The sequence below is a fragment of the Fictibacillus sp. EA-CB0309 genome (genome assembly GCF_055814265.1).
The window spans coordinates 2,338,401-2,359,953 of the sequence record NZ_CP169271.1 but is presented as its reverse complement, the minus strand read 5'-3'; the positions used below and the strand labels follow the sequence as shown (position 1 = coordinate 2,359,953).

Genomic DNA, 21,553 nt, shown 5'->3' with positions numbered 1-21,553 from the left:
GAATTTAATGAAGCATTCCATTACAGCTGTAACCTTATTTGACGACGATTATCCCTTTCACTTAAAAACTATTTATGATCCGCCATGGGTTCTTTATGGCCGAGGCGATTGGAGTACGCTGAATCAGGTTAAAATGATTAGTGTAGTGGGTACTAGAAATCCTAGTAAACAAGGAAAACAAGCGCTTCAAAAAGTACTAGAGCCATTGGTGAAGAATGGCTGGATCGTAATCAGCGGGTTAGCAAAAGGGATTGATACGTTTGCTCACGAGCTCTGTATTCAAAGCGGGTCAGAAACAGCTGCAGTGTTGGGATCAGGAATTCTGCAGATTTATCCGAAAGAAAACATAGAGCTTGCTAACAAGATAAGTGCACATGGAATCGTTCTATCAGAGTTTTCTCCATACGTTACACCAAAACGCTGGCATTTCCCATTACGTAATCGTATAATTAGCGGTCTCAGCAAAGCAACTCTTGTTGCTGAAGCGCGGACAAAAAGCGGTTCATTAATAACAGCTGACCAAGCATTGGAGCAAGGAAGGGATGTTTTTGCGATTCCAGGATCCATTTTAGAAGAGTGTGCTAACGGTACAAATTTTTTAATACAGAATGGTGCAAAATTGGTTATGAATGCAGATGATATTCTAAATGAAGGATTCTAACCGTTTTCATTTAAATGAGGAAACAGTTTGACAAATGCAGATACATTATTTAATAATAGGGAAGATTTCACTAAACCCTTAAAGGGGGATAAACTGTAAATGGAAAAATACTTAGTCATTGTTGAGTCTCCCGCAAAAGCAAAGACGATAAAAAAATATTTAGGGAGCAAATATGACGTTAAAGCATCTATGGGACATGTCCGTGATCTTCCTAGAAGTCAGACTGGCGTAGATGTAGAAGCAAACTATGAACCAAAATACATTACGATTCGCGGTAAAGGCCCAATTTTAAAAGACCTAAAAACAGCAGCAAAAAAAGCGAAACGAATTTTTCTCGCAGCTGACCCGGATCGCGAAGGTGAAGCAATTGCATGGCATCTTGCTCACAGTTTGGACATGGATCTAGATTCTGAATGCAGAGTAGTATTTAATGAGATTACAAAAAATGCGATAAAAGATTCTTTTAAACGACCAAGAAAAATTAATATGGACTTAGTTGATGCACAGCAGGCAAGAAGAGTGCTAGACAGACTAGTAGGATACAAAGTTAGTCCTTTATTATGGAAAAAAATCAAAAAGGGTTTGAGCGCTGGCCGTGTACAAACGGTTGCGGTGCGATTAATCGTTGAACGTGAGAAAGAAATAGAAGCTTTCCAACCTGAAGAGTATTGGAAGATCAAAGGAATATTCAGCGCTTCTGGAGAGGATTTTGAAGCTCAGTTTCATGGAGTGAGCGGCAAGAAAAAGATCTTTCAAATGAAGAAGAAGTTAAAGAGATTTTAAACACGATAAAGGGCAAACAATTTAAGATTGAATCTGTTCAGAAAAAAGAAAGACGCAGAAATCCTTCACCACCTTTCATCACTTCTTCACTTCAACAGGAAGCGGCTAGAAAACTAAACTTTCGAGCTAAAAAGACGATGATGCTCGCACAGCAATTATATGAAGGAATTGATCTAGGAAAAGAAGGTACAGTTGGTCTAATTACTTACATGCGTACAGACTCTACTCGTATTTCAGATACGGCAAAAGCTGAAGCTGCGGAGTTCATTGAAAAAGAATTCGGCAAGCAATTTGTCAATAGCACAAGAGCGGAGAAAAAAGCAGGCAAGAACGCTCAAGATGCCCATGAAGCTATTCGCCCAACTTCAGTTATGTATCATCCTCGCGATCTGAAAAATTATTTATCTAGAGATCAGCTTAGATTATACAAACTTGTTTTTGAACGATTTTTAGCAAGTCAGATGGCATCTGCTGTGCTTGATACGATGACAGTTGATTTAGAGAACAACGGTATTAATTTCCGAGCTACTGGTTCAAAAGTAAAGTTCCCTGGATTTATGAAAGTCTATGTAGAAGGCAATGATGATGGGAAAAAGAAGAAGATCGTATTCTCCCAGATGTTCAAGAAGGCATGAAAGTAGAAAAGAAAGATCTTGAACCCACTCAGCATTTTACGCAGCCACCTCCACGCTATACGGAAGCAAGGCTTGTTCGTACGATGGAAGAACTGGGTATAGGCAGACCTTCTACATATGCACCAACGCTTGATACCATTCAAAAACGTGGATATGTAGCCCTTGACGAAAAGAAGTTTGTTCCAACAGAACTTGGGGGTCTTGTGTTAGAGATGACACTGGAATTCTTTCCAGAGGTATTCAACGTTGAATTTACTGCCAAGATGGAAAGTGATCTTGATGAGGTAGAAGACGGAAAAGAAAACTGGATTAGAATCATTGATGACTTCTACAAAGGCTTTGAAAAGAAGCTTAAGATTGCAGAAGAAGAAATGCAAAAAGTAGAGATTAAAGATGAGCCAGCCGGTGAAGATTGTGAGAAATGTGGACATGAGATGGTCTATAAGATGGGGCGCTTTGGAAAGTTTATGGCTTGCTCAAACTTCCCCGATTGCCGCAATACAAAACCGATCGTGAAAGATATCGGTGTTACGTGTCCCTCATGTCATGAAGGGTCTATCGTTGAACGGAAGAGTAAAAAGAAACGACTATTCTATGGATGTAACCGTTACCCTGAATGTGAATTTGTTTCTTGGGATAAACCTATTGCCAGAACATGTCCGAAGTGTAATAGTATGTTAGTAGAAAAGAAAACGAAAAAAGGCAAAGTCGTACAGTGTGTATCTTGCGATTATGCCGAAGAGGAAGCAAAGTAAGGAGTTTTTCTTCATGAATCATCAACATGTTAACGTAATCGGAGCAGGTCTTGCTGGAAGTGAAGCAGCTTGGCAGATCGCAAGCCGAGGAATAAAAGTAAAATTATACGAGATGAGACCGGTTAGACAAACACCGGCTCATCATACTGAAAAGTTTGCAGAACTTGTTTGTTCCAACTCTCTTCGTGCCAATACACTTACAAATGCAGTTGGTGTGCTAAAAGAAGAGATGAGAAAATTAGATTCAGTTATTATCTCATCTGCAGATGATTGCGCTGTTCCAGCGGGTGGGGCTCTAGCGGTTGACCGCCATGAGTTTGCGGATCTTGTAACAGAACGAGTGAAAAATCATCCGAATGTGGAAGTGATCACAGAAGAAGTTACAGAAATCCCGGAAGGTCCTACGATAATCGCAACAGGCCCACTGACTTCTGATAACTTGTCTAAAGCATTAAACTCATTAACGGGTGAAGAATATTTATATTTCTATGATGCTGCTGCACCTATCATTGAAGTAGATAGCATCAATATGGATAAAGTTTATTTGAAATCTCGCTATGATAAAGGGGAAGCCGCTTATTTAAACTGCCCGATGACAGAAGAAGAGTTTGATCGCTTTTATGAAGCATTAATCTCTGCTGAGACGGTCCCTCTAAAAGAATTTGAAAAAGAAGTCTTTTTTGAAGGATGTATGCCGGTTGAAGTAATGGCGAAGCGCGGAAAGAAAACCTTATTATTCGGTCCAATGAAGCCAGTAGGACTTGAGGATCCGAAAACAGGAAAAATCCCTTACGCTGTTGTTCAGTTACGACAAGATAATAGTGCAGGAACTCTATATAATATTGTAGGATTCCAAACACATTTAAAGTGGGGACCACAAAAAGAGTTATTAAGACTTATTCCTGGGTTAGAAAATGCAGAAGTTGTAAGATACGGCGTTATGCATCGAAATACGTTCTTGAACTCACCTAGACTATTAGATGAGACGTACCAATTAAAATCTAGAAAAGATCTATTTTTCGCTGGTCAGATGACAGGTGTTGAAGGGTACGTCGAAAGTGCTGCATCTGGTCTAATCGCAGGTATTAATGCTGCTAAGCTTGTGAAAGGCGAAGAGCTAGCAGTATTCCCTAAAGAAACGGCAATCGGAAGTATGGCTTACTATATTACGACTGCAAATCCGGATAACTTCCAACCGATGAATGCTAACTTTGGTCTCTTGCCTCCGCTTGAAAAAAGAATTAAAAACAAGCAAGAACGAAACACAGCATTAGCTGAAAGAGCACTGGAAACAATTCAGAATTTTATAACAAATTTGTGAACATGTATTGATTTAGCCCCTAAATTGTGTTACGATTTAGGGGCTTTGTGAGGTGTATGAAATGGAATCAGAACGCCAGCACGTGGTAGATTTCTTGAATTATTTAATGATTGAGAAGAATTGTTCACCTTATACGATTGAACACTATGAAAAAGATATTAATGATTTTACTTCTTTTTGAAACAGCAAGCAATCGAAGGATTCGCTGCTGTTTCTTATGTTTTAGTAAGACAATATTTAGTGACGCTTCATGAAAAGAAATATGCAAGAAACACCGTAGCCAGAAAGATTTCAGCGATGCGAAGCTTTTATCGTTTCTTAAATCGTGAAAAAATCGTAGAAGAACACAATCCGTTCGCCATGGCATCATTGCCCAAAAAAGCAAAACTGCTTCCTCAATTTCTTTATGAAAAAGAGTTGGAGAGGCTTTTCAATGTGTCCGATGTTACAACACCAATGGGACAAAGAAACCAGGCGATACTCGAAATATTGTACGGAACTGGAATACGTGTCAGTGAATTGTGCAAGATGCAGTTAAAAGATCTAGACTTAAATGTTGAGGTAGCTCTTGTAAAAGGAAAAGGAAAAAAGAAAGATACGTACCAATCGGATCATTTGCCAGAGAATCTCTTGAGCGTTATATCAATAGCGGGCGGAAATTGTTGCTTGAAAAAACAACAAATAAGTCAGAAGCATTATTTTTAAACTATAAAGGGGAACCTTTAAGCCAGAGAGGCGTAAGAAACATATTAAATAAGCTTATTGAGGAATCGTCGCTTACCATACATATCAGCCCGCATGTTTTGCGGCATACGTTTGCGACACATATGTTGAATGAAGGAGCAGATTTAAGAGCTGTTCAGGAACTGTTAGGACATTCAAGTCTATCCTCTACACAAGTTTATACACATGTCTCAAAAAGCCATTTAAAAAAATCTATAATAATGCGCATCCTCGAGCATAAAAACAAAAAGGGAGGGATTTTTCAATGTCAACATTTCATGCTACTACGATATTTGCGATTCAGCATAATGGTAAAGCAGCTATGACTGGCGATGGCCAAGTTACTTTTGGGAATGCAGTTGTTATGAAGCATACAGCCAGAAAGGTGAGAAAGCTTTATGGCGGAAAAGTACTTGCTGGATTTGCTGGATCTGTTGCGGATGCATTTACGCTGTATGAGAAATTTGAAAGCAAACTAGAAGAATTCAGCGGCAACTTGCAGCGAGCTTCAGTCGAAATGGCAAAAGAATGGCGCACCGATCAGGTTCTGCGAAAACTTGAAGCGCTGTTAATCGTTATGAATCAAGAGCACATGCTTTTGATTTCAGGTACAGGAGAAGTCATTGAACCAGATGATGGGATTTTGGCAATCGGTTCAGGAGGAAATTATGCTCTTGCAGCTGGCCGGGCACTGAAGAATCACGCTCCTGAGCTTTCTGCAAAAGAAATAGCCCTTGCATCGTTAAAGACCGCTGGCGAGATTTGTGTTTACACGAACACAGAAATAGTTTTAGAAGAGTTGTAAAAAAGGTAAAGGAGCGGTTGCAATGAATAGTCAATTAACTCCAAGGCAGATTGTTGAGAAGTTAGATCAATATATTATAGGTCAAAAAGACGCAAAGAAAGCTGTGGCAGTTGCGCTTCGTAACCGTTATAGAAGAAGTTTGCTCGACGACAAATTGCGTGATGAAGTTTCGCCTAAAAACATTCTTATGATTGGTCCTACAGGTGTTGGTAAGACAGAGATCGCTAGAAGGCTTGCTAAACTTGCTCAAGCTCCTTTTATAAAAATTGAAGCTACGAAGTTCACTGAAGTTGGCTATGTTGGGCGTGATGTCGACTCTATGGTCCGTGATCTTGTAGAAACTTCTGTAAGACTAGTGAAAGAATTAAAGATGAACGATGTTAAAGACAAGGCAGAACAAAATGCAAATAAACGTCTCGTTGAACTGCTGGTTCCTGGTAAAAAGACTGAAACCAGTTTTAAAAATCCGCTTGAAATGTTCTTTGGCGGTGGAAATCAAGAGCAAGAGCAGAATCCTCAGCAAGATGATGCAGCAGATATTCGACAAAAGCGCAATCAGATGGCACAAAAGCTTGCTCTAGGAGAGATGGAAGATCATCTTGTTACAGTTGAAGTGGATGAACAAAATCCTTCTATGCTAGACATGTTCCAAGGCTCAGGACTAGAACAAGTAGGAATGAACATGCAAGACATGATTGGCGGACTAATGCCAAAGAAAAAGAAAAAACGTAAACTGACCGTTCGCGAAGCTCGTAAGATCTTAACACAAGATGAAGCTGCTAAATTAATTGATATGGATGATGTAACGAGTGAAGCAGTTTACAAGACAGAACAAACAGGTATTATATTTATTGATGAGATTGATAAGATTGCTGGCAAGAACCAAAACTCTGCAGATGTGAGCCGAGAAGGTGTTCAGAGAGATATCCTTCCAATCGTTGAAGGTTCAACGGTTATTACAAAATACGGATCAATTAAAACAGATCATATCTTGTTTATAGCAGCGGGTGCTTTTCATATCTCAAAGCCATCTGATCTGATTCCGGAGCTTCAAGGAAGATTTCCGATCCGAGTTGAGTTAAATAGCTTGTCTGTTGAAGATTTTACACGTATATTAATAGAGCCTGATAATGCGATAATAAAACAGTATAAAGCTCTATTGAGTACGGAAGGTATAAATGTTGAATTTTCTGACGATGCTATTGCTAAGATTGCAAGTATCGCATATGAAGTTAACCAAGACACTGACAATATAGGTGCCAGAAGACTTCATACCATATTGGAACGCTTGCTCGAAGATCTATCTTTTGAAGCGCCTGATATTAGTTTAGATCAAATAACCATTACACCCGAGTATGTAGAAGAAAAGCTGGCTAACATCGCAAAGAACAAGGATTTGAGCCAATATATATTATAGGATGCAGTAGGAGGAAGAAAGACAATGAATTTATTGAACAAAGCAAGAAGCATTAACTCAATGCTACAACAAACAGGTGGTAAACAAGTAAACTTTAAAGAGATGGCTGAAACACTTAGCTCGGTGATTGAAGCTAATATCTTCGTAGTTAGCCGCCGTGGAAAACTTTTAGGTCTAGCTCTTAAGCAAGAAATTGAAAACGAGCGTATGAAAAAAATGATTGAAGACCGTCAATTTCCTACAGATTACACAAAAAATCTTTTCAATATTACAGAATCCCTTTCAAATATTGATGTGGAAAGTGACTATACAGCATTCCCGGTAGAAAACAAAGATCTTTTCTCAACAGGTTTAACTACGATTGTTCCGATCGTTGGTGGAGGAGAAAGACTTGGTACTCTGATCCTTTCGAGACTTTCTACTTCATTTGAGGAAGATGATTTAGTATTAGCCGAGTATGGAGCAACAGTAGTTGGGATGGAAATCCTTCGTGAAAAAGCTGAAGAAATCGAAGAAGAAGCTCGTAACAAAGCTGTTGTTCAAATGGCGATTAGTTCACTATCATACAGTGAGCTTGAAGCAATCGAGCATATCTTTGAAGAGCTAGAAGGCAATGAAGGGCTTCTTGTTGCAAGTAAAATTGCTGACAGAGTTGGAATTACTCGATCTGTTATCGTAAACGCTCTTCGTAAACTAGAGAGTGCTGGCGTAATCGAATCCCGTTCACTTGGTATGAAAGGGACGTACATTAAAGTATTAAATGATAAGTTCTTGCTAGAACTTGAGAAACTAAAAACTTCATAATAGTTAGTATGAAAAAACCAATCCCTGTAACTTGGGGGTTGGTTTTTTGTGTTTTGGTGAGTATGTACTTCGGATGAACAAATGCTCACTTACGGAGATTTATGCTCGTTCATCGAAGGGTTATGCTCGCACACGGAGATTTATGCTCGTTCATTGAAGAGTTGTGCTCGCACACGGAGATTTATGCTCGTCAAGTATGCTCTAAGGCTCACTGGTTGAGCGCTATCCGAGAAAGGCTAGCAACTCCTAACAAATACACACCTTTAATAACAATAATTGTAAAAATATGTCGATACAAAAAAATGTGGTACAGTCGTCCTGCATGCTACGTGCATATAGGGATTTTATTACTATAAACAAAATTAGGCACAAAGTCACGGTCGAAATATAGTCCTTTCTATCGAAAAAAGTCATTTTGGGAAAAAATACATAGACACTTTTTGGATATATCACTTAAAATATGATAGTGAGGTAAGATTTAACAATAATTGAAACATCTATAGTAAAAAAGAGGGAAGTGATGAACTTGTTCTCTAGCCCTGTCATGAAAAACCTAGAAATGGCATTAGATGGATCAGCGTTAAAACAAAAAACCATTTCAAATAATTTGGCTAATGTGGACACACCTGGATATAAAGCGAAAGAAACCGTTTTTAATCAGGAATTTAAAAGAAGTTTACAAGCACATCGAACAGATCAACGCCATTTTTCATTTAGTACTGGATCGTCTTCTTCTTTTTATGTAAAAGAAAAAGCAAATACTGTGATGAATCATAATGGCAACAATGTAGATGTGGACAAAGAAATGGCAGAGTTAGCAAAGAATCAACTCTATTATCAGACACTTGTGCAGCGTATTAACGGAAAATTCAATTCGATTAAGATGGTTGTTAAAGGCGGGAGATAGATATGGGAGTTTTTGATGCAATGAATGTTTCAGCATCCGGTCTAACAGCTCAACGGCTTAGAATGGATGTTGCTTCATCTAACATGGCAAATGTCGATTCGACACGAGGTACATTTAAAAATGGTAAGTGGGAGCCTTATCAACGGAAAATGGTTGTACTAGGTTCTGGTGAGTCTAGTTTTAAAACCATGTTTAATAATGCAGTAAATAAAGGAGAACTATCAGGAGTTAAAGTAAATCAGATTATTAAGGACGAATCACCATTCAAGACGGTTTATCAGCCAGATCATCCTGATGCGAACGAAGATGGATTTGTACTTCTTCCTAATGTGGATCCACTTAAAGAAATGGTTGATTTAATGAGTGCTACAAGATCATACGAAGCAAACGTTACAGCATTAAACGCAGCAAAAGGAATGTACTTAAAAGCATTAGAAATTGGCCGTTAGGAGTGGTGAGACATGGATAAAATTTCAATCGGAGCGCTTCAGAGTATAAGTAACAGTACTCCAACAGCAAAAACGACACCTTCTGAAGCTCAAGAAGACTTTAAGAGCTATCTGAAAGGTGCTTTAAATAATTTAAGCGAAACACAGGCACAATCAAATAATGCTACACAGTCACTGATGAATGGAAATATGGACAATCTTCATCAGGTTATGATAACAGCTGAAAAAGCGAGTGTAACCATGCAAACGACTCTTGAAATCCGCAATAAAGTTGTAGAAGCATACCAGGAAATCATGAGGATGCAAGTTTAGTAATTAATACATATTTCGAAAGATGCATTCTATTTTGGGGGTAGCTTTTAAAAATTTTTATTGTGTTTATCGGGGGAAAAAATGAAAGAAAAATGGAAACACATCACCAAGCAAATTACAGAGCGGTTTAAATCACGTTCGAACATACAAAAAGGATTGATTCTCGGAGGGATTTTCCTTTTTATCGCAGGATTTATTTTTCTAACGGTTATGATGTCTCGGCCAACTCTTGTTCCATTGTATTCAAATCTTTCCCCTCAGGAAGCGGGACAGATACAAGAGAACTTAAATAGTAAAGGTGTCGCTAATGAAGTTCGAGATGGCGGAAAGACAATCATGGTTCCTGAAGAACAGGTGAACAACCTTCAAGTGCAGCTTGCAGCTGAAGGATTGCCTGAGAGCGGGAATATCGATTTTTCATATTTTGGAGAGAAATCCGGATTTGGAATAACAGATAAAGAATTCGGGGTTCTTGAAAGAGAAGCGACACAAACAGAGATTGCCAACTTGGTAAAAAGCATTAATGGTGTTGAAGATGCAAGCGTGATGATCACACTGCCTGAAAGCAGTGTGTGGGTGAACCAAGAAGAAGAAAAAGCGTCAGCATCTGTCGTACTTTCATTAGGTGCTGGAGCTAAGTTAAATGAAGATCAGGTAAAAGCGCTCTATCATCTTGTTTCCAAAAGTGTGGCGAACCTGCCTATGGAAAATATCGTCATAACAGACCAATACTTTAATTATTATGATCTGAATTCAGTTAACTCTACTTCTTCAGCTTCTAAATATGAAGAACAACGTAAAATCAAGCAAGATGTTGAAAGAGATCTTCAGAGAAGAGTTCAACAGATGCTTTCAACGATTATGGGGCAAGGGAAAGTAGTAGCAACTGTTACAACAGACATTGATTTTACGGAAGAAAAACGTGAAGAAACCATTGTAGAACCGGTTGATCAAGAGAATATGAAAGGCATAGAAGTCAGTGTTGAACGCATTCGCGAAACATTTACAGGGGATGGAGCTGCAGCAGGCGGTGTAGGAGGAACAGGTGATCAAGAAGTTCCAACTTATCCTGGATCTACAGCTGGTTCAAACGGTGATTACGAAAAAGTAGAAGAGCGGATCAACAACGAAGTAAATAAAATACGAAAAGAAATTGTGGAGAGTCCTTACCAGATTCGTGATTTAGGTATTCAAGTCATGGTAGAGCCACCGACACCAGACAAGCCTGAATCTCTTCCTCAAGAACGTCTTGATGATATTGAACAAATTTTGAGTGCGATCGTTAGGACAAGTATCTCAAAAGATATAAACAATCAGCTGACAGAAGAACAGATTCAAGAAAAGATTTTCGTATCAGCTCAGCCATTTAACGGCAAACAAGAAACCACTCCAGTATCGACTGGGATTCCGATATGGATTTATGTTGTTGGCGGAATCTTGTTGATCGTTATCATTCTATTAATCTTTTTGCTTTCTCGTAAAAAGAAAACAGAAACAGAAGGAACGATTGAAGATTTTGAGATGGAAACACAAGAGACGTATTTTGTTCCAGATGTTAATAAAGAGCAAGGTTCAGAAGGTACAGTTCGAAAAGAACAATTAGAACGGATGGCAAAAGAAAAGCCTGAAGAATTCGCAAAACTCGTAAGAACATGGTTATCAGAAGAATAGGAGCTAACGAACGATGGCAAAAGGTATGAAAGAGCTGTCAGGTAAAGAGAAAGCAGCGATCCTCGTTATCTCTTTAGGTCCTGATGTAGCTGCACAAGTATATAAACACTTAAGCGAAGAAGAGATTGAAAGATTGACACTTCAAATCTCACAGGTAAGAAAAGTAGATTCAACACTTAAAGAAGAAATCATTACCCAGTTTCATCAACTGGCGCTTGCACAGGATTATATTACTCAAGGCGGTATTGGATACGCGAAAACGGTATTAGAAAAAGCAGTCGGTAAAGATGAAGCGATGCAAATCATTAACCGTTTAACATCAACTCTTCAAGTAAGACCATTTGATTTCGCGCGAAAAGCGGACCCAGGCCAAATTTTAAACTTTATTCAAAACGAACATCCGCAAACGATTGCTCTTATCTTGTCCTATTTGGATTCATCTCAAGCCGGACAGATATTATCTGAACTTCCACAAGAGATGCAAGCAGATATCGCAAAAAGGATCGCATTAATGGATCGAACATCACCAGAAGTGATTAATGAGGTCGAACAAATCTTAGAACGTAAACTCTCTGCTACCGTAACACAAGATTTCACACAAGCGGGTGGAGTAGAAGCGGTTGTTGAAGTATTAAACGGCGTTGACCGCAGTACAGAACGGACGATATTGGATGCACTTGAAATTCAAGACCCTGAACTTGCAGAAGAGATCAAGAAAAGAATGTTTGTGTTTGAAGACATTGTTACGCTTGATAATCGTGCGATTCAGCGAGTGATTAGAGAAGTTCAAAACGAAGACTTACTTCTTGCTCTTCGTGCCTCAAGTGAAGAGGTTAAAGAAGTTATGTTTAAAAATATGTCTCAGCGTATGGCAGAAAACTTTAAAGAAGAGATGGAATTCATGGGTCCTGTCAGACTTCGAGATGTAGAAGAAGCTCAATCCAGAATCGTTGGAACGATACGCAGACTTGAAGAAGCTGGTGAGCTCGTTATTGCTAGAGGCGGAGGAGATGATGTGATTGTCTAAAGTAATTAAATCTTTTCACAATCACAAAGAAAAAAGTGATGTAGAAACGGACGGGGTAGTCATTGGCATCCAATCTATATCACTTTTCACACAAGTTGATGAATCTTTGTTAGCAGAAGATGATGAGACAAAAATCTTCAGATTGAAAAATGAAGCACAAAAGATTTTGGATGAATCAAAAAAAGAAGCAGCTCGCATTATTGCTGAATCTGAAAGATCTAGAGAAGAACAGCAGCAGAGATTGGCTGAAGAAGAGACAAGTTGGCGATTGAATTTAGAACAAGAGTTACAAAAAGTAAAAACAGAAGGCTATGATGCTGGTTTTCAAAGCGGTTTAGAACAAGGGCAAGAAAGTTGGCTTTCTCAACTAAATGAAGTTAAACGTTTTATGGACCAATTGAGAAACGACTATCACAGTGTTCTGAGTGAAGCAGAGCCGCAGATGGTTATACTCGCAATCAGAGCCGCAGAAAAAATTCTAGGTATGAAGCTGCAAGAAACACCAGAAACGTGGATATCTATTGTAAAACAACTTGTAAAAGAAGCTAGGGAATTTGAAGATATAAAACTATATGTACCAACTCATTGGTTTGAACTCACTCAAAAATACCGTGAAGAGCTAAAGAATATGCTTCAGTCGACCGCAACGCTTTTTATCTATCCAGATGAAACATTAACAGAGAACGGTGCAATAATCGAATTTCCGTTTGGGAAAATTGATGCGACCCTTGATGTTCAGCTAAAAGAAATCAGAGAAAAGCTGCTAGAACAAATTGAGGTGACTGAACATGAACGTTGATCAGCTGATTGACTCACTTCAATCCATAGATTCATATAAACGGTATGGAAAAGTCATTCGGGTTGTTGGGCTGATGATTGAATCAAAAGGCCCCAAAACTTCTATAGGTGATGTTTGTTATATCCATACAGGAAACACTAAAAAACTAAAAATAAAAGCCGAGGTTGTTGGCTTTCAGGAAGAAAATGTTCTATTGATGCCTTTTACATATGTAAAGGATATTGCAGTAGGAAGTTTAGTAGAAGCAACCGATCAGCCACTGGAGATTAAAGTAGGACATTCGCTTATCGGAAAAGTGTTAGACGGGATGGGGCTGCCGTTAGACGGTTCCTCTTTACCTCGCGGATTGTTTCGTTATCCATCTGAAAACGAGCCGCCTAATCCGATGGAAAGGCCTAGGATTCATGAAAGTATACAGTTAGGAATTCGGTCGATCGATAGTCTCTTAACAGTCGGTAAAGGTCAGCGAGTAGGAATATTTGCTGGAAGCGGTGTTGGGAAAAGTACATTGCTTGGTATGGTAGCAAGAAATTCAACGGCTGATCTTAACGTCATCGCCCTCATAGGTGAACGTGGCCGTGAAGTGCTTGATTTTATTGAAAGAGACCTTGGAGAAGAAGGATTGAAGCGTTCGATTGTGGTGGTTGCAACTTCTGATCAGCCTGCATTAATGCGGATAAAAGGTGCGCTGACAGCCACAAGCATCGCTGAATATTTCCGCGATCAAGGCATGAACGTCATGCTCATGATGGATTCAGTCACACGTGTTGCGATGGCTCAGAGAGAGATCGGACTTGCTGTAGGAGAACCTCCAACAACAAAAGGGTATACACCTAGTGTTTTTGCGGTACTTCCCAAATTACTAGAACGTTCAGGTACAAACAAGAATGGCACGATTACTGCATTTTACACGGTGCTAGTAGATGGTGACGACTTTAATGAGCCGATATCAGATACAGTTCGAGGAATTCTGGATGGACATTTTATTCTAGACCGAAACTTAGCGAATAAAGGCCAGTTTCCTGCCGTGAATATCTTAAAAAGCATCAGCAGGGTAATGAATGACATTGTTCCAAAAGAGCACCGGCAAGCGGCCGAACGTTTGCGCGAACTATTGTCTTCATATGTAGAAGCAGAAGATTTAATCAGCATTGGTGCGTATAAAAGAGGTTCATCCAAATCAGTCGATGAAGCTATTCAGATGTACCCTAGCATTTTAACTTTTCTAAAACAGCAAGTAGATGAAGATGTTAGTTATGATGATGCTGTTCAAAGGCTGCTGATCGAATTTGGAAAGGATGAAAGGTAATGTCATTTCATTTCTCTATGGAAAAAGTATTATCCGTTAAACAAAAAGAGAAAGAATCGATAGAACAAGAGTTAGGAGAAGCTGTTCAAGCATTCGAAAGCATTGCAGAAGAAATATACAGTCTTTTAAAACGAAAAGAAGATATTGAAAATCTTTCGAATCACCAATTTCATCAAAGAATCGTCGTAAATGACCTGCAAAATACGCAGCGCTTCCTTTTGTCCATGACAAACAAGATTAAAGATTTACAGCCAGTGCTTCAAAGAGCAAGAGAAAGAATGCAAATCATTCAGCAGAAATTGTTGCAGCAGACGATTGAAGTGAAGAAATACGAAAAACTGAAAGAAAAACAGTTAACCGCCTATAAAGTGGAAATAACTTCTTATGAAAATAAGCAGAACGATGAATTTTCAGTTTTGCGTTTTGCGAAGTCGTAAAAACAGGTGATCACATGAAACAAAATGAAAAATCCAGCAAGTTGGTTTGGTTTCTGTTAGTTATCTTTGTCCCTGCGGTGTTTGCACTTACCGTTTTTGGAATTGTGCTTTCTTTTATGGGAATAGACGTTGTTGAAGAGGCGAAAAACAAGATACCTGTTATCAATCATGTTCTTAAAGATGATGAGGTTGCTGTAACAAGTAACGTGCAAGAAAAACAATGGAAATCAAAGTTCGATGAACAAGAAGACTACATCAAGATGCTATCAGCCAATCTTCAAAAGAAAGAAAAAGAAGTGACAGACTTAAAAAGCAATATTGCGTTATTAGAAAAGCAAGTGGAAGATGCTGAAGAGAGTGTTAAGGAAGAAGAGAATGCTCAGTTAAAAAAGCTATATGAAGCGATGTCAGCTAAAGATGCTGCAGCGGTTCTGACAGAAATGAATAACAATCAAGTACTAAGCATCTTAACGCAATTACAATCTGAAACACAAGCAGCCATCCTTGCCAAACTTGATGCTAAGCGGGCAGCTGAACTTACAGTGTTAATGGCAAACAATTCTCTTTAAAAAGGAGGTGAATGCATTGCAAATATTGATTTCACAGCCAGCTGTTGCAACTCAGGTTTCACCGGTCTCATCTAATCAGCAAAAAACAAGCTACGCATCTCCATTATTTTCTCAATTGCTGGCATCAACTGGTGTAATAAAAGAAGAAAACGGAGACAGGTTGGGTGGATTGATTTTAAACCTGTTATCAGAAGTGCCTGAACTAGAATGGGATGCTGAAGCCCTCAATTCTGAAAACGTGCAAGCATTAATGAATGAGCTGCCACCCGAAATGAAAGAAATTCTTGAGAAACTGCTTCAGGAACAGATCAATCTTTCAGAAGTTGCTGCTAATCCAGCACCAGAGATGAAGTTAGCTGTTTTGTTACAAGTAGTATTTAACGATCAGAACGGAACATTTTCTGAAAGTGGACAAAAACAACTCACAGCAATCATTGAAAAGTGGTTTCCAGGCGTGAAGCTAGATCAAAAAGATTCGTTAACTAAACAAGTGGAACAAATTTTCGGGCAAGTAAAGAAGCTTCTGAATGAGCAGAGTACTCTAGATAAAAATTCACTCTTAAAAGTGATGGAGACTATAACAACTGTAAAAAAAGTGCAGAGTTTTGCAGATCAAGCTTTTCAGAGATATGTACCTTCAAAGCAAACTGAACAAACGGTTTCAGCTATTAAAGAACTTACAACCGTACAAAGTCCACTTTCTCCTCTTGAACAATGGACATTAAAAGTTCCAGTTTCACAAGGAGAAGGACAAAAAGAGCAATTCGTCCGTGAAGTTCAGCAAATCATTTCTAGAGGAAAACTCATAGTAAATGAAGCAGGATTTACGAAGATGCAGATTCGACTAACACCTGAACATCTTGGAACCATTGAAATTCAGCTTATTCAAAAACATGGAGAGATTGCAGCAAAGATTATTGCTTCTAGTCAGGGGCAAAAGATGCATTAGATGGACAGCTTGCTCAGTTAAAACAAGCTTTTTCCGGCCAAAACATTGATTTTGAAAAGGTGGAGGTTTTTGTAAACAGTGACGAGCAGAACTTCGAATTTCATGATCAAGGAAATCAGGGATATGAAGAGCAGCGTCAGACCACTGAAAATGACAAAGATGAAACGGAATTAGAGAATCTGTCATTTGAAGAGCAGTTATCACAATTGGTATTAAACGAAAAGGTGTGATGAATGAATGACCAAAGTATCTGAAGACCTCATGCTGTCAAATTATCAGGCAAAAACGAAGCAAACAGGTTCAAATATTTTAGGGAAAGATGATTTTCTTAAGATTTTAATGACACAGCTTCAAAATCAAGATCCGACAAGCCCGATGCAAGATCGAGAGTTTATCGCACAAATGGCAAGCTTTTCATCTTTAGAACAGATGACAAACATGAACCAGACAATGCAGCAGTTCTTATCCTTTCAAACAGAAGCATCTCTTTTACAGCAAAGCCAGATGATCGGCAAGCAAGTGACCTATGAAACGGAAACGGTTGATGCTGAAGGAAATAAAAGATAGAAGAAAAAGAAGCGGTTGTGAAATCTGTATTATTTGAAAAAGGTTCTGTACAGCTCGAAATGAGCGATGGAACAAAGATTACTAGTTTTCAAGTAATCAAGATAACAGACCCATCAAAGTAAGGAGTTGATACTATGAGCGAACGGATACACGCTCATCAAATGTACCAGCCGATCCTTTACCCTAAGCAAAATCAGCAGAAAAATGTTAATCAGTCCTTTAAGTCATTGTTTAATAAAGAGCTAGAAAATCAGCTCACAGTGAGTAAACATGCTCAGAAAAGACTTCAAGATCGAGATATTACAATATCAGAATCCAGCTGGAACAAGATAAGTGAAAAGGTAATAGAAGCAGGTCGAAAAGGCATTAAAGATTCTCTAGTCATCATGAGAGATGTCACGCTAGTTGTAAATGCCCCGAATCAGACAGTGATTACAGTGTTAGATCGAAACGAAAGTACGTCTCAAATCTTTACAAACATTAATGGTGCAATCGTCATAGACGAATAAACGAGCTGGACCTTTACAGGAGGCTCACAAAACTGACGAATGATAGAAGCAGTTAATAAACCAAGTAAGGGAGATAAAAACAAATGTTACGTTCTATGTATTCAGGAATCAGCGGTATGAAAAACTTTCAGGTGAAGCTTGATGTAATTGGTAACAACATTGCAAACGTTAATACTTATGGCTTTAAGAAAGGCGGTACAACGTTCAAGGATTTGGTTAGTCAGCAGATTGCTGGTGCAGCAGCTCCTGGTAGTGGCCGTGGTGGAGTGAACGCGAAACAAGTAGGATTAGGTTCGCAGCTTGCTACTATCGACACTGTTCACACTCAGGGCAGTTTGCAAACCACAGGGCGACCACTAGATTTGGGGATTTCTGGAGACGGTTTTTTAGACTAGGTACAGGAACACTTAATGGAACCAATATTACTTTGTCTGATACTACATTTTCAAGAGCAGGTAACTTTTATCTTGATCAAAATGGCTATGTTGTAAATGGAGACGGTAAGTTTCTATTAGGTAATGGTAATTCAACTATTCAAATTCCTACTAGTGCTAAAAGTTTTAGTGTAGGAGCTGACGGTAAAGTTAATTTCATAGACAATACGGGTGTCTTACAAACGGCTGGACAAATTCAATTAGCCAAGTTCTCTAACAACGAAGGTTTGGAAAAAGCAGGAAGTAATGAATATCGACAAAGTACAAACTCTGGTGGACCAACCGCATCATTCCCTGGTGATGTAGGCGGAGCGGGAACTCTAGTAGCAGGCGCTCTCGAAATGTCCAACGTCGATCTTTCTGAAGAATTCACTGAGATGATCGTTGCGCAGCGTGGATTTCAAGCGAACACAAGAATCATCACAACATCTGATGAGATCCTTCAAGAACTGGTGAACCTAAAACGTTAATGTGAAGGGAGGAAGGGTTGAGCAGTGAGCTGCTTAGCCCTGAAACCATATGATTTCTTTAACCCAGTTAAACGGTAACACGTTTACACTTAATGCCATTTATATTGAACAAATTCAGTCTTTTCCTGACACAACAATCACGTTAACGACTGGTAAGAAGTTTGTTGTTAAAGAAAGCGAAGAAGAGGTTGTTCATAAGGTTGCTTCATTTTATAGAGGAATAACGCTGCTTCCAATAAACAATCAAAAGAAGGAGGGTCTGTAGTTGGGTAACAATAAAGTTATAACCATTATGCTTTCGATGCTTTTAGCTATAGGCCTTGTTGGTGCGGCTGGCTATTTTGGATTCAAACAATTTTCACCAAAAACGGAAGCTTCTGAACCGTCTGCTGAAGAACTGGATAAGCTTATGGTACAAACCGATGAGATGACAACCAATTTAGCAGATCAAGCTTACGTAAAGATTCAATTTAAAATTCAGGCGGACAATAAAGATGCCAAACATGAGTTAGAAAAAAGATTGTTTCAAGTGAACAACTTAATAATCTATGAGATCTCAAACATGAAAACAGAAGAACTCTCAGGACAAAAAGGATTGGTTTCTCTAGAAGATAAGTTGAAAACTGAGATTAATAAGGTCATGCAAGATGGAAAAGTAGTCAGAGTCTACACAACTCAAAAAATCATACAATAATTCATTAAAAACGGCATGAAAAGAGGTGAGACTCTTGGTTGATGTTTTATCACAAAACGAAATTGATGCTCTTTTATCTGCTCTTTCCACAGGAGAGATGGACGCAGAGGAGCTGAAAAAGGAAGAGTCAGAGAATAAAGTTAAAGTTTACGATTTTAAGAGGGCCCTTCGTTTCTCGAAAGAACAAATTCGCAGTTTAACGCGATTGCATGAAAATTTCGCAAGGCTTTTAACGACTTATTTTTCTGCCCAGTTAAGGACGTATGTACAGATTGGTGTAGCTTCTGTTGACCAGCTTCCATACGAAGAATTTATTCGCTCTGTACCGAAGATGACATTATTAAATGTTTTTGAGGCACAACCGTTTGAAGGGCGAATCTTAATGGAAGTGAACCCTAATATCGCATACGCCATGCTGGACAGAGTGATGGGCGGCAGCGGGGCTGGAATGAATAAGATCGAGAACCTGACAGAAATTGAGACGAGGATTATGAGCCAATTGTTTGAAAACACGCTTGATAGTTTTAAAGAAGCATGGACAAGCGTTATTGAACTCGATCCTTTCATGGTCGATCTTGAGGTTAATCCGCAATTTTTGCAAATGGTCTCTCCGAATGAAACGGTAGTTGTCATCTCGTTAAACACTACCATTGGAGAAACGAGCGGTATGATTAACATCTGTCTTCCGCATGTTGTAATCGAGCCGATCATCCCGAAACTTTCTGTTCATCATTGGATGCAAAATAAAAAGAAAACTAGAATTCCAGGTGAAACAGAGTTTATTGAACAAAAGCTAAAAAATGCACTTTTGCCCTTTAAAGTCGAGTTAGGGTCTTCAGAAATGTCGATAGAAGAATTTCTGCACTTATCAATCGGTGATTGTATCGAACTGGATCAAAGAATCAATCAGCCGCTCGTCATTAAAGTAGAGAACAACCCTAAGTTCTACGGCCAGCCTGGTAAAGTGAAGAAAAAGCTAGCCGTTCAAATTATAGAAACCATTAAGGAGGATGAGGATCAATGGTAAGTGGAGATATGCTTTCACAAGACGAAATTGATGCTTTGCTGAATGGTGGAAGTGCTTCCTCGTCCGGAGTGACCGACACCGAAGATTATTTATCTTCTATTGAGCAAGATGCGTTAGGTGAGATCGGAAACATTTCTTTTGGCAGTGCTGCAACTGCGCTTTCAACGCTTCTAAACCAAAAGGTAGAGATTACGACACCTACTGTAAATGTAGTGAAAAGAACCGAATTAAAAGACGAGTTTCCCATTCCTCATGTCGCTGTACAAGTAACATACACAGAAGGAATTGAAGGAGCAAACCTGCTTGTGATCCGAAAGACGGATGCACAGATCATCGCAGATTTGATGCTCGGCGGTGAAGGAACCAACCCTTCTCCTGATTTCGGTGAGCTTCAGTTAAGTGCAGTTGGTGAAGCGATGAATCAGATGATGGGTTCTGCTTCAACATCCATGTCTACGATCTTTAACAAAAAGGTCGATATCTCACCACCTAAGATTGATTTTCTGGATGTTGAATCAAACACAAGCTTAATTCCAGACGAAGAAATTTTAGTAAAAGTATCATTCAGACTCAAAGTTGGTGAACTGATCGATTCTAACATCATGCAGTTGATCGATGCAGAATTCTCTAAGAATCTTGTACATAAACTTATGAATCCTGAACCTGTAATGGAAAAAGAACCAGTTGCAGATTATGTTCCTCAGGAAGAAGTTGCTGCACCAGCACAACCTATCACTCATTATGAGGAGCCGGTGCAACGTGAAACAAGAACGATGCCTGCTCCATCCTATCAGCCGCAGATGAGGGATGTCTCCGTTCAGCCTGCAAGCTTTTCGGACTTTGGAGATTTTGAATCAAACCAAAGTGAAACAAAAAATCTAGATATGCTGCTGGACATTCCTCTTCAAGTAACAGTGGAATTAGGAAGAACGAAAAAAACGATTAAAGATATTCTAGAAATATCTCAAGGCTCAATTGTGGAGCTTGATAAATTAGCAGGTGAACCAGTAGATATTTTTGTAAATCAAAAAATGATCGCAAAAGGTGAGGTTGTCGTTATTGACGAGAACTTCGGAGTCCGTGTAACAGAGATCTTAAGCCAGCGTGATCGTTTAGAAAAATTGAAGTAACTAACGGAGGTAAGTGTAATGGGAGAGCGTATTTTAGTTGTTGATGATGCAGCATTTATGAGAATGATGATCAAAGATATTTTAGTAAAAAACGGTTTTGATGTAGTCGGTGAAGCAGCAGATGGAGCACAAGCCATTGAAAAGTTCCAAGAATTAAAACCAGACTTAGTAACAATGGATATTACGATGCCTGAGATGGACGGCATATCAGCGCTAAAAGAGATCAAAAAACAAACCCGGATGCAAAGATCATTATGTGTTCTGCAATGGGGCAACAAGCAATGGTAATTGATGCCATCCAAGCAGGTGCGAAAGACTTTATCGTTAAGCCATTTGCAGCAGACCGCGTTATTGAAGCGATTAAGAAGACTTTAGGCTAAGCAGGTGCC

At 39.0% G+C, this 21,553-nt stretch carries 22 protein-coding genes and 4 pseudogenes; all 26 read left to right on the top strand.

The genetic code is table 11. The features are described 5' to 3' along the window. Positions 1-7: 7 nt before the first annotated feature. The 26 genes and pseudogenes from dprA to ACEWFH_RS12945 all read left to right on the top strand — a co-directional run bounded on the left by dprA (position 8) and on the right by ACEWFH_RS12945 (position 21,544). A complete protein-coding gene (gene dprA, locus ACEWFH_RS13070; RefSeq protein ID WP_473724370.1) occupies positions 8-661 on the top strand; it encodes a DNA-processing protein DprA in 654 nt (217 codons plus the stop codon). Between the two features lie 99 nt (positions 662-760). Further along, positions 761-2,834: pseudogene (topA, locus tag ACEWFH_RS13065) on the top strand (type I DNA topoisomerase). 13 nt (positions 2,835-2,847) lie between these two features. Continuing rightward, the gene (gene trmFO, locus ACEWFH_RS13060) at positions 2,848-4,155 is read left to right on the top strand and encodes an FADH(2)-oxidizing methylenetetrahydrofolate--tRNA-(uracil(54)-C(5))-methyltransferase TrmFO (protein WP_473724369.1); all 1,308 of its coding nucleotides are present in this window, start codon (positions 2,848-2,850) and stop codon (positions 4,153-4,155) included. A 61-nt stretch (positions 4,156-4,216) separates the two neighbouring features. Continuing rightward, positions 4,217-5,119 (top strand): annotated as a pseudogene (xerC, locus tag ACEWFH_RS13055) (tyrosine recombinase XerC). Positions 5,120-5,143: 24 nt separating this feature from the next. Further along, positions 5,144-5,683 (top strand): ATP-dependent protease subunit HslV, encoded by a 540-nt coding sequence (gene hslV, locus ACEWFH_RS13050; RefSeq protein WP_066240759.1) that lies wholly within the window; start codon positions 5,144-5,146, stop codon positions 5,681-5,683. A 22-nt stretch (positions 5,684-5,705) separates the two neighbouring features. Continuing rightward, positions 5,706-7,100 carry an HslU--HslV peptidase ATPase subunit gene (hslU, locus tag ACEWFH_RS13045; RefSeq protein ID WP_473724368.1) on the top strand — a complete coding sequence of 465 codons (1,395 nt, stop codon included), beginning with the start codon at positions 5,706-5,708 and terminating at the stop codon, positions 7,098-7,100. Between the two features lie 24 nt (positions 7,101-7,124). Then, a complete protein-coding gene (gene codY / locus ACEWFH_RS13040; RefSeq protein ID WP_473724367.1) occupies positions 7,125-7,904 on the top strand; it encodes a GTP-sensing pleiotropic transcriptional regulator CodY in 780 nt (259 codons plus the stop codon). A gap of 520 nt (positions 7,905-8,424) precedes the next feature. Continuing rightward, complete coding sequence (gene flgB / locus ACEWFH_RS13035; RefSeq protein WP_473724366.1) at positions 8,425-8,811, top strand: flagellar basal body rod protein FlgB; 387 nt, start codon at positions 8,425-8,427, stop codon at positions 8,809-8,811. Positions 8,812-8,813: 2 nt separating this feature from the next. Further along, the gene (flgC, locus tag ACEWFH_RS13030; RefSeq protein ID WP_473724365.1) at positions 8,814-9,260 is read left to right on the top strand and encodes a flagellar basal body rod protein FlgC; all 447 of its coding nucleotides are present in this window, start codon (positions 8,814-8,816) and stop codon (positions 9,258-9,260) included. A 12-nt stretch (positions 9,261-9,272) separates the two neighbouring features. After that, entirely contained in the window at positions 9,273-9,572 is a 300-nt protein-coding gene (gene fliE, locus ACEWFH_RS13025) for a flagellar hook-basal body complex protein FliE (RefSeq protein ID WP_473724364.1), read from the top strand. Positions 9,573-9,653: 81 nt separating this feature from the next. Further along, positions 9,654-11,243, top strand: a complete 1,590-nt coding sequence (gene fliF / locus ACEWFH_RS13020; RefSeq protein WP_473724363.1) for a flagellar basal-body MS-ring/collar protein FliF — start codon at positions 9,654-9,656, stop codon at positions 11,241-11,243. A 13-nt stretch (positions 11,244-11,256) separates the two neighbouring features. Next, positions 11,257-12,270 carry a flagellar motor switch protein FliG gene (fliG, locus tag ACEWFH_RS13015; RefSeq protein WP_066240774.1) on the top strand — a complete coding sequence of 338 codons (1,014 nt, stop codon included), beginning with the start codon at positions 11,257-11,259 and terminating at the stop codon, positions 12,268-12,270. Continuing rightward, complete coding sequence (fliH, locus tag ACEWFH_RS13010; RefSeq protein WP_473724362.1) at positions 12,263-13,069, top strand: flagellar assembly protein FliH; 807 nt, start codon at positions 12,263-12,265, stop codon at positions 13,067-13,069. The genes fliG and fliH overlap by 8 nt, the downstream gene beginning before the upstream one ends. Further along, complete coding sequence (fliI, locus tag ACEWFH_RS13005; protein ID WP_473724361.1) at positions 13,059-14,378, top strand: flagellar protein export ATPase FliI; 1,320 nt, start codon at positions 13,059-13,061, stop codon at positions 14,376-14,378. The genes fliH and fliI overlap by 11 nt, the downstream gene beginning before the upstream one ends. Beyond that, the gene (gene fliJ / locus ACEWFH_RS13000) at positions 14,378-14,815 is read left to right on the top strand and encodes a flagellar export protein FliJ (protein ID WP_473724360.1); all 438 of its coding nucleotides are present in this window, start codon (positions 14,378-14,380) and stop codon (positions 14,813-14,815) included. Before fliI ends, fliJ begins: the two co-directional genes overlap by 1 nt. Before the next feature lie 14 nt (positions 14,816-14,829). Beyond that, positions 14,830-15,384: a MotE family protein gene (locus ACEWFH_RS12995; RefSeq protein WP_473724359.1), complete on the top strand. Its 555-nt coding sequence runs from the start codon at positions 14,830-14,832 to the stop codon at positions 15,382-15,384. A gap of 16 nt (positions 15,385-15,400) precedes the next feature. Continuing rightward, positions 15,401-16,333 carry a hypothetical protein gene (locus ACEWFH_RS12990; RefSeq protein ID WP_473724358.1) on the top strand — a complete coding sequence of 311 codons (933 nt, stop codon included), beginning with the start codon at positions 15,401-15,403 and terminating at the stop codon, positions 16,331-16,333. Positions 16,334-16,392: 59 nt separating this feature from the next. Continuing rightward, positions 16,393-16,563 (top strand): hypothetical protein, encoded by a 171-nt coding sequence (locus ACEWFH_RS12985; protein WP_473724357.1) that lies wholly within the window; start codon positions 16,393-16,395, stop codon positions 16,561-16,563. Positions 16,564-16,570: 7 nt separating this feature from the next. Next, positions 16,571-16,900, top strand: coding sequence for a flagellar hook assembly protein FlgD (flgD, locus tag ACEWFH_RS12980; RefSeq protein ID WP_473724356.1), 330 nt, complete (start codon positions 16,571-16,573; stop codon positions 16,898-16,900). Positions 16,901-17,034: 134 nt separating this feature from the next. Beyond that, a complete protein-coding gene (locus ACEWFH_RS12975) occupies positions 17,035-17,409 on the top strand; it encodes a TIGR02530 family flagellar biosynthesis protein (RefSeq protein WP_473724355.1) in 375 nt (124 codons plus the stop codon). 83 nt (positions 17,410-17,492) lie between these two features. Further along, a pseudogene (gene flgG, locus ACEWFH_RS12970) lies at positions 17,493-18,313 on the top strand (flagellar basal body rod protein FlgG). Positions 18,314-18,362: 49 nt separating this feature from the next. Then, positions 18,363-18,578: a flagellar FlbD family protein gene (locus ACEWFH_RS12965; RefSeq protein WP_473724354.1), complete on the top strand. Its 216-nt coding sequence runs from the start codon at positions 18,363-18,365 to the stop codon at positions 18,576-18,578. Further along, positions 18,579-19,007, top strand: coding sequence for a flagellar basal body-associated protein FliL (gene fliL, locus ACEWFH_RS12960; protein ID WP_289495691.1), 429 nt, complete (start codon positions 18,579-18,581; stop codon positions 19,005-19,007). A 34-nt stretch (positions 19,008-19,041) separates the two neighbouring features. Beyond that, on the top strand, positions 19,042-20,034 hold the full coding sequence (gene fliM / locus ACEWFH_RS12955; protein ID WP_473724353.1) for a flagellar motor switch protein FliM: 993 nt from the start codon (positions 19,042-19,044) through the stop codon (positions 20,032-20,034). Beyond that, positions 20,028-21,164, top strand: coding sequence for a flagellar motor switch phosphatase FliY (fliY, locus tag ACEWFH_RS12950; protein ID WP_473724352.1), 1,137 nt, complete (start codon positions 20,028-20,030; stop codon positions 21,162-21,164). Before fliM ends, fliY begins: the two co-directional genes overlap by 7 nt. 18 nt (positions 21,165-21,182) lie before the next feature. Then, positions 21,183-21,544, top strand: a pseudogene (locus tag ACEWFH_RS12945) (response regulator). The last annotated feature ends 9 nt before the right edge of the window (positions 21,545-21,553 follow it).

What these genes read in the sequence shown, in the direction of transcription:
- ACEWFH_RS12975 (WP_473724355.1), top strand. Translation starts at nt 17,035, where the DNA reads ATGAGCGAACGGATACACGCTCATCAAATGTACCAGCCGATCCTTTAC.
- hslU (WP_473724368.1), top strand. Translation starts at nt 5,706, where the DNA reads ATGAATAGTCAATTAACTCCAAGGCAGATTGTTGAGAAGTTAGATCAA.
- fliJ (WP_473724360.1), top strand. Translation starts at nt 14,378, where the DNA reads ATGTCATTTCATTTCTCTATGGAAAAAGTATTATCCGTTAAACAAAAA.
- hslV (WP_066240759.1), top strand. Translation starts at nt 5,144, where the DNA reads ATGTCAACATTTCATGCTACTACGATATTTGCGATTCAGCATAATGGT.
- flgB (WP_473724366.1), top strand. Translation starts at nt 8,425, where the DNA reads ATGAACTTGTTCTCTAGCCCTGTCATGAAAAACCTAGAAATGGCATTA.
- dprA (WP_473724370.1), top strand. Translation starts at nt 8, where the DNA reads ATGAAGCATTCCATTACAGCTGTAACCTTATTTGACGACGATTATCCC.
- fliY (WP_473724352.1), top strand. Translation starts at nt 20,028, where the DNA reads ATGGTAAGTGGAGATATGCTTTCACAAGACGAAATTGATGCTTTGCTG.
- codY (WP_473724367.1), top strand. Translation starts at nt 7,125, where the DNA reads ATGAATTTATTGAACAAAGCAAGAAGCATTAACTCAATGCTACAACAA.
- flgC (WP_473724365.1), top strand. Translation starts at nt 8,814, where the DNA reads ATGGGAGTTTTTGATGCAATGAATGTTTCAGCATCCGGTCTAACAGCT.
- ACEWFH_RS12965 (WP_473724354.1), top strand. Translation starts at nt 18,363, where the DNA reads ATGATTTCTTTAACCCAGTTAAACGGTAACACGTTTACACTTAATGCC.
- fliG (WP_066240774.1), top strand. Translation starts at nt 11,257, where the DNA reads ATGGCAAAAGGTATGAAAGAGCTGTCAGGTAAAGAGAAAGCAGCGATC.
- ACEWFH_RS12995 (WP_473724359.1), top strand. Translation starts at nt 14,830, where the DNA reads ATGAAACAAAATGAAAAATCCAGCAAGTTGGTTTGGTTTCTGTTAGTT.
- fliE (WP_473724364.1), top strand. Translation starts at nt 9,273, where the DNA reads ATGGATAAAATTTCAATCGGAGCGCTTCAGAGTATAAGTAACAGTACT.
- fliF (WP_473724363.1), top strand. Translation starts at nt 9,654, where the DNA reads ATGAAAGAAAAATGGAAACACATCACCAAGCAAATTACAGAGCGGTTT.
- trmFO (WP_473724369.1), top strand. Translation starts at nt 2,848, where the DNA reads ATGAATCATCAACATGTTAACGTAATCGGAGCAGGTCTTGCTGGAAGT.
- fliI (WP_473724361.1), top strand. Translation starts at nt 13,059, where the DNA reads ATGAACGTTGATCAGCTGATTGACTCACTTCAATCCATAGATTCATAT.
- flgD (WP_473724356.1), top strand. Translation starts at nt 16,571, where the DNA reads ATGACCAAAGTATCTGAAGACCTCATGCTGTCAAATTATCAGGCAAAA.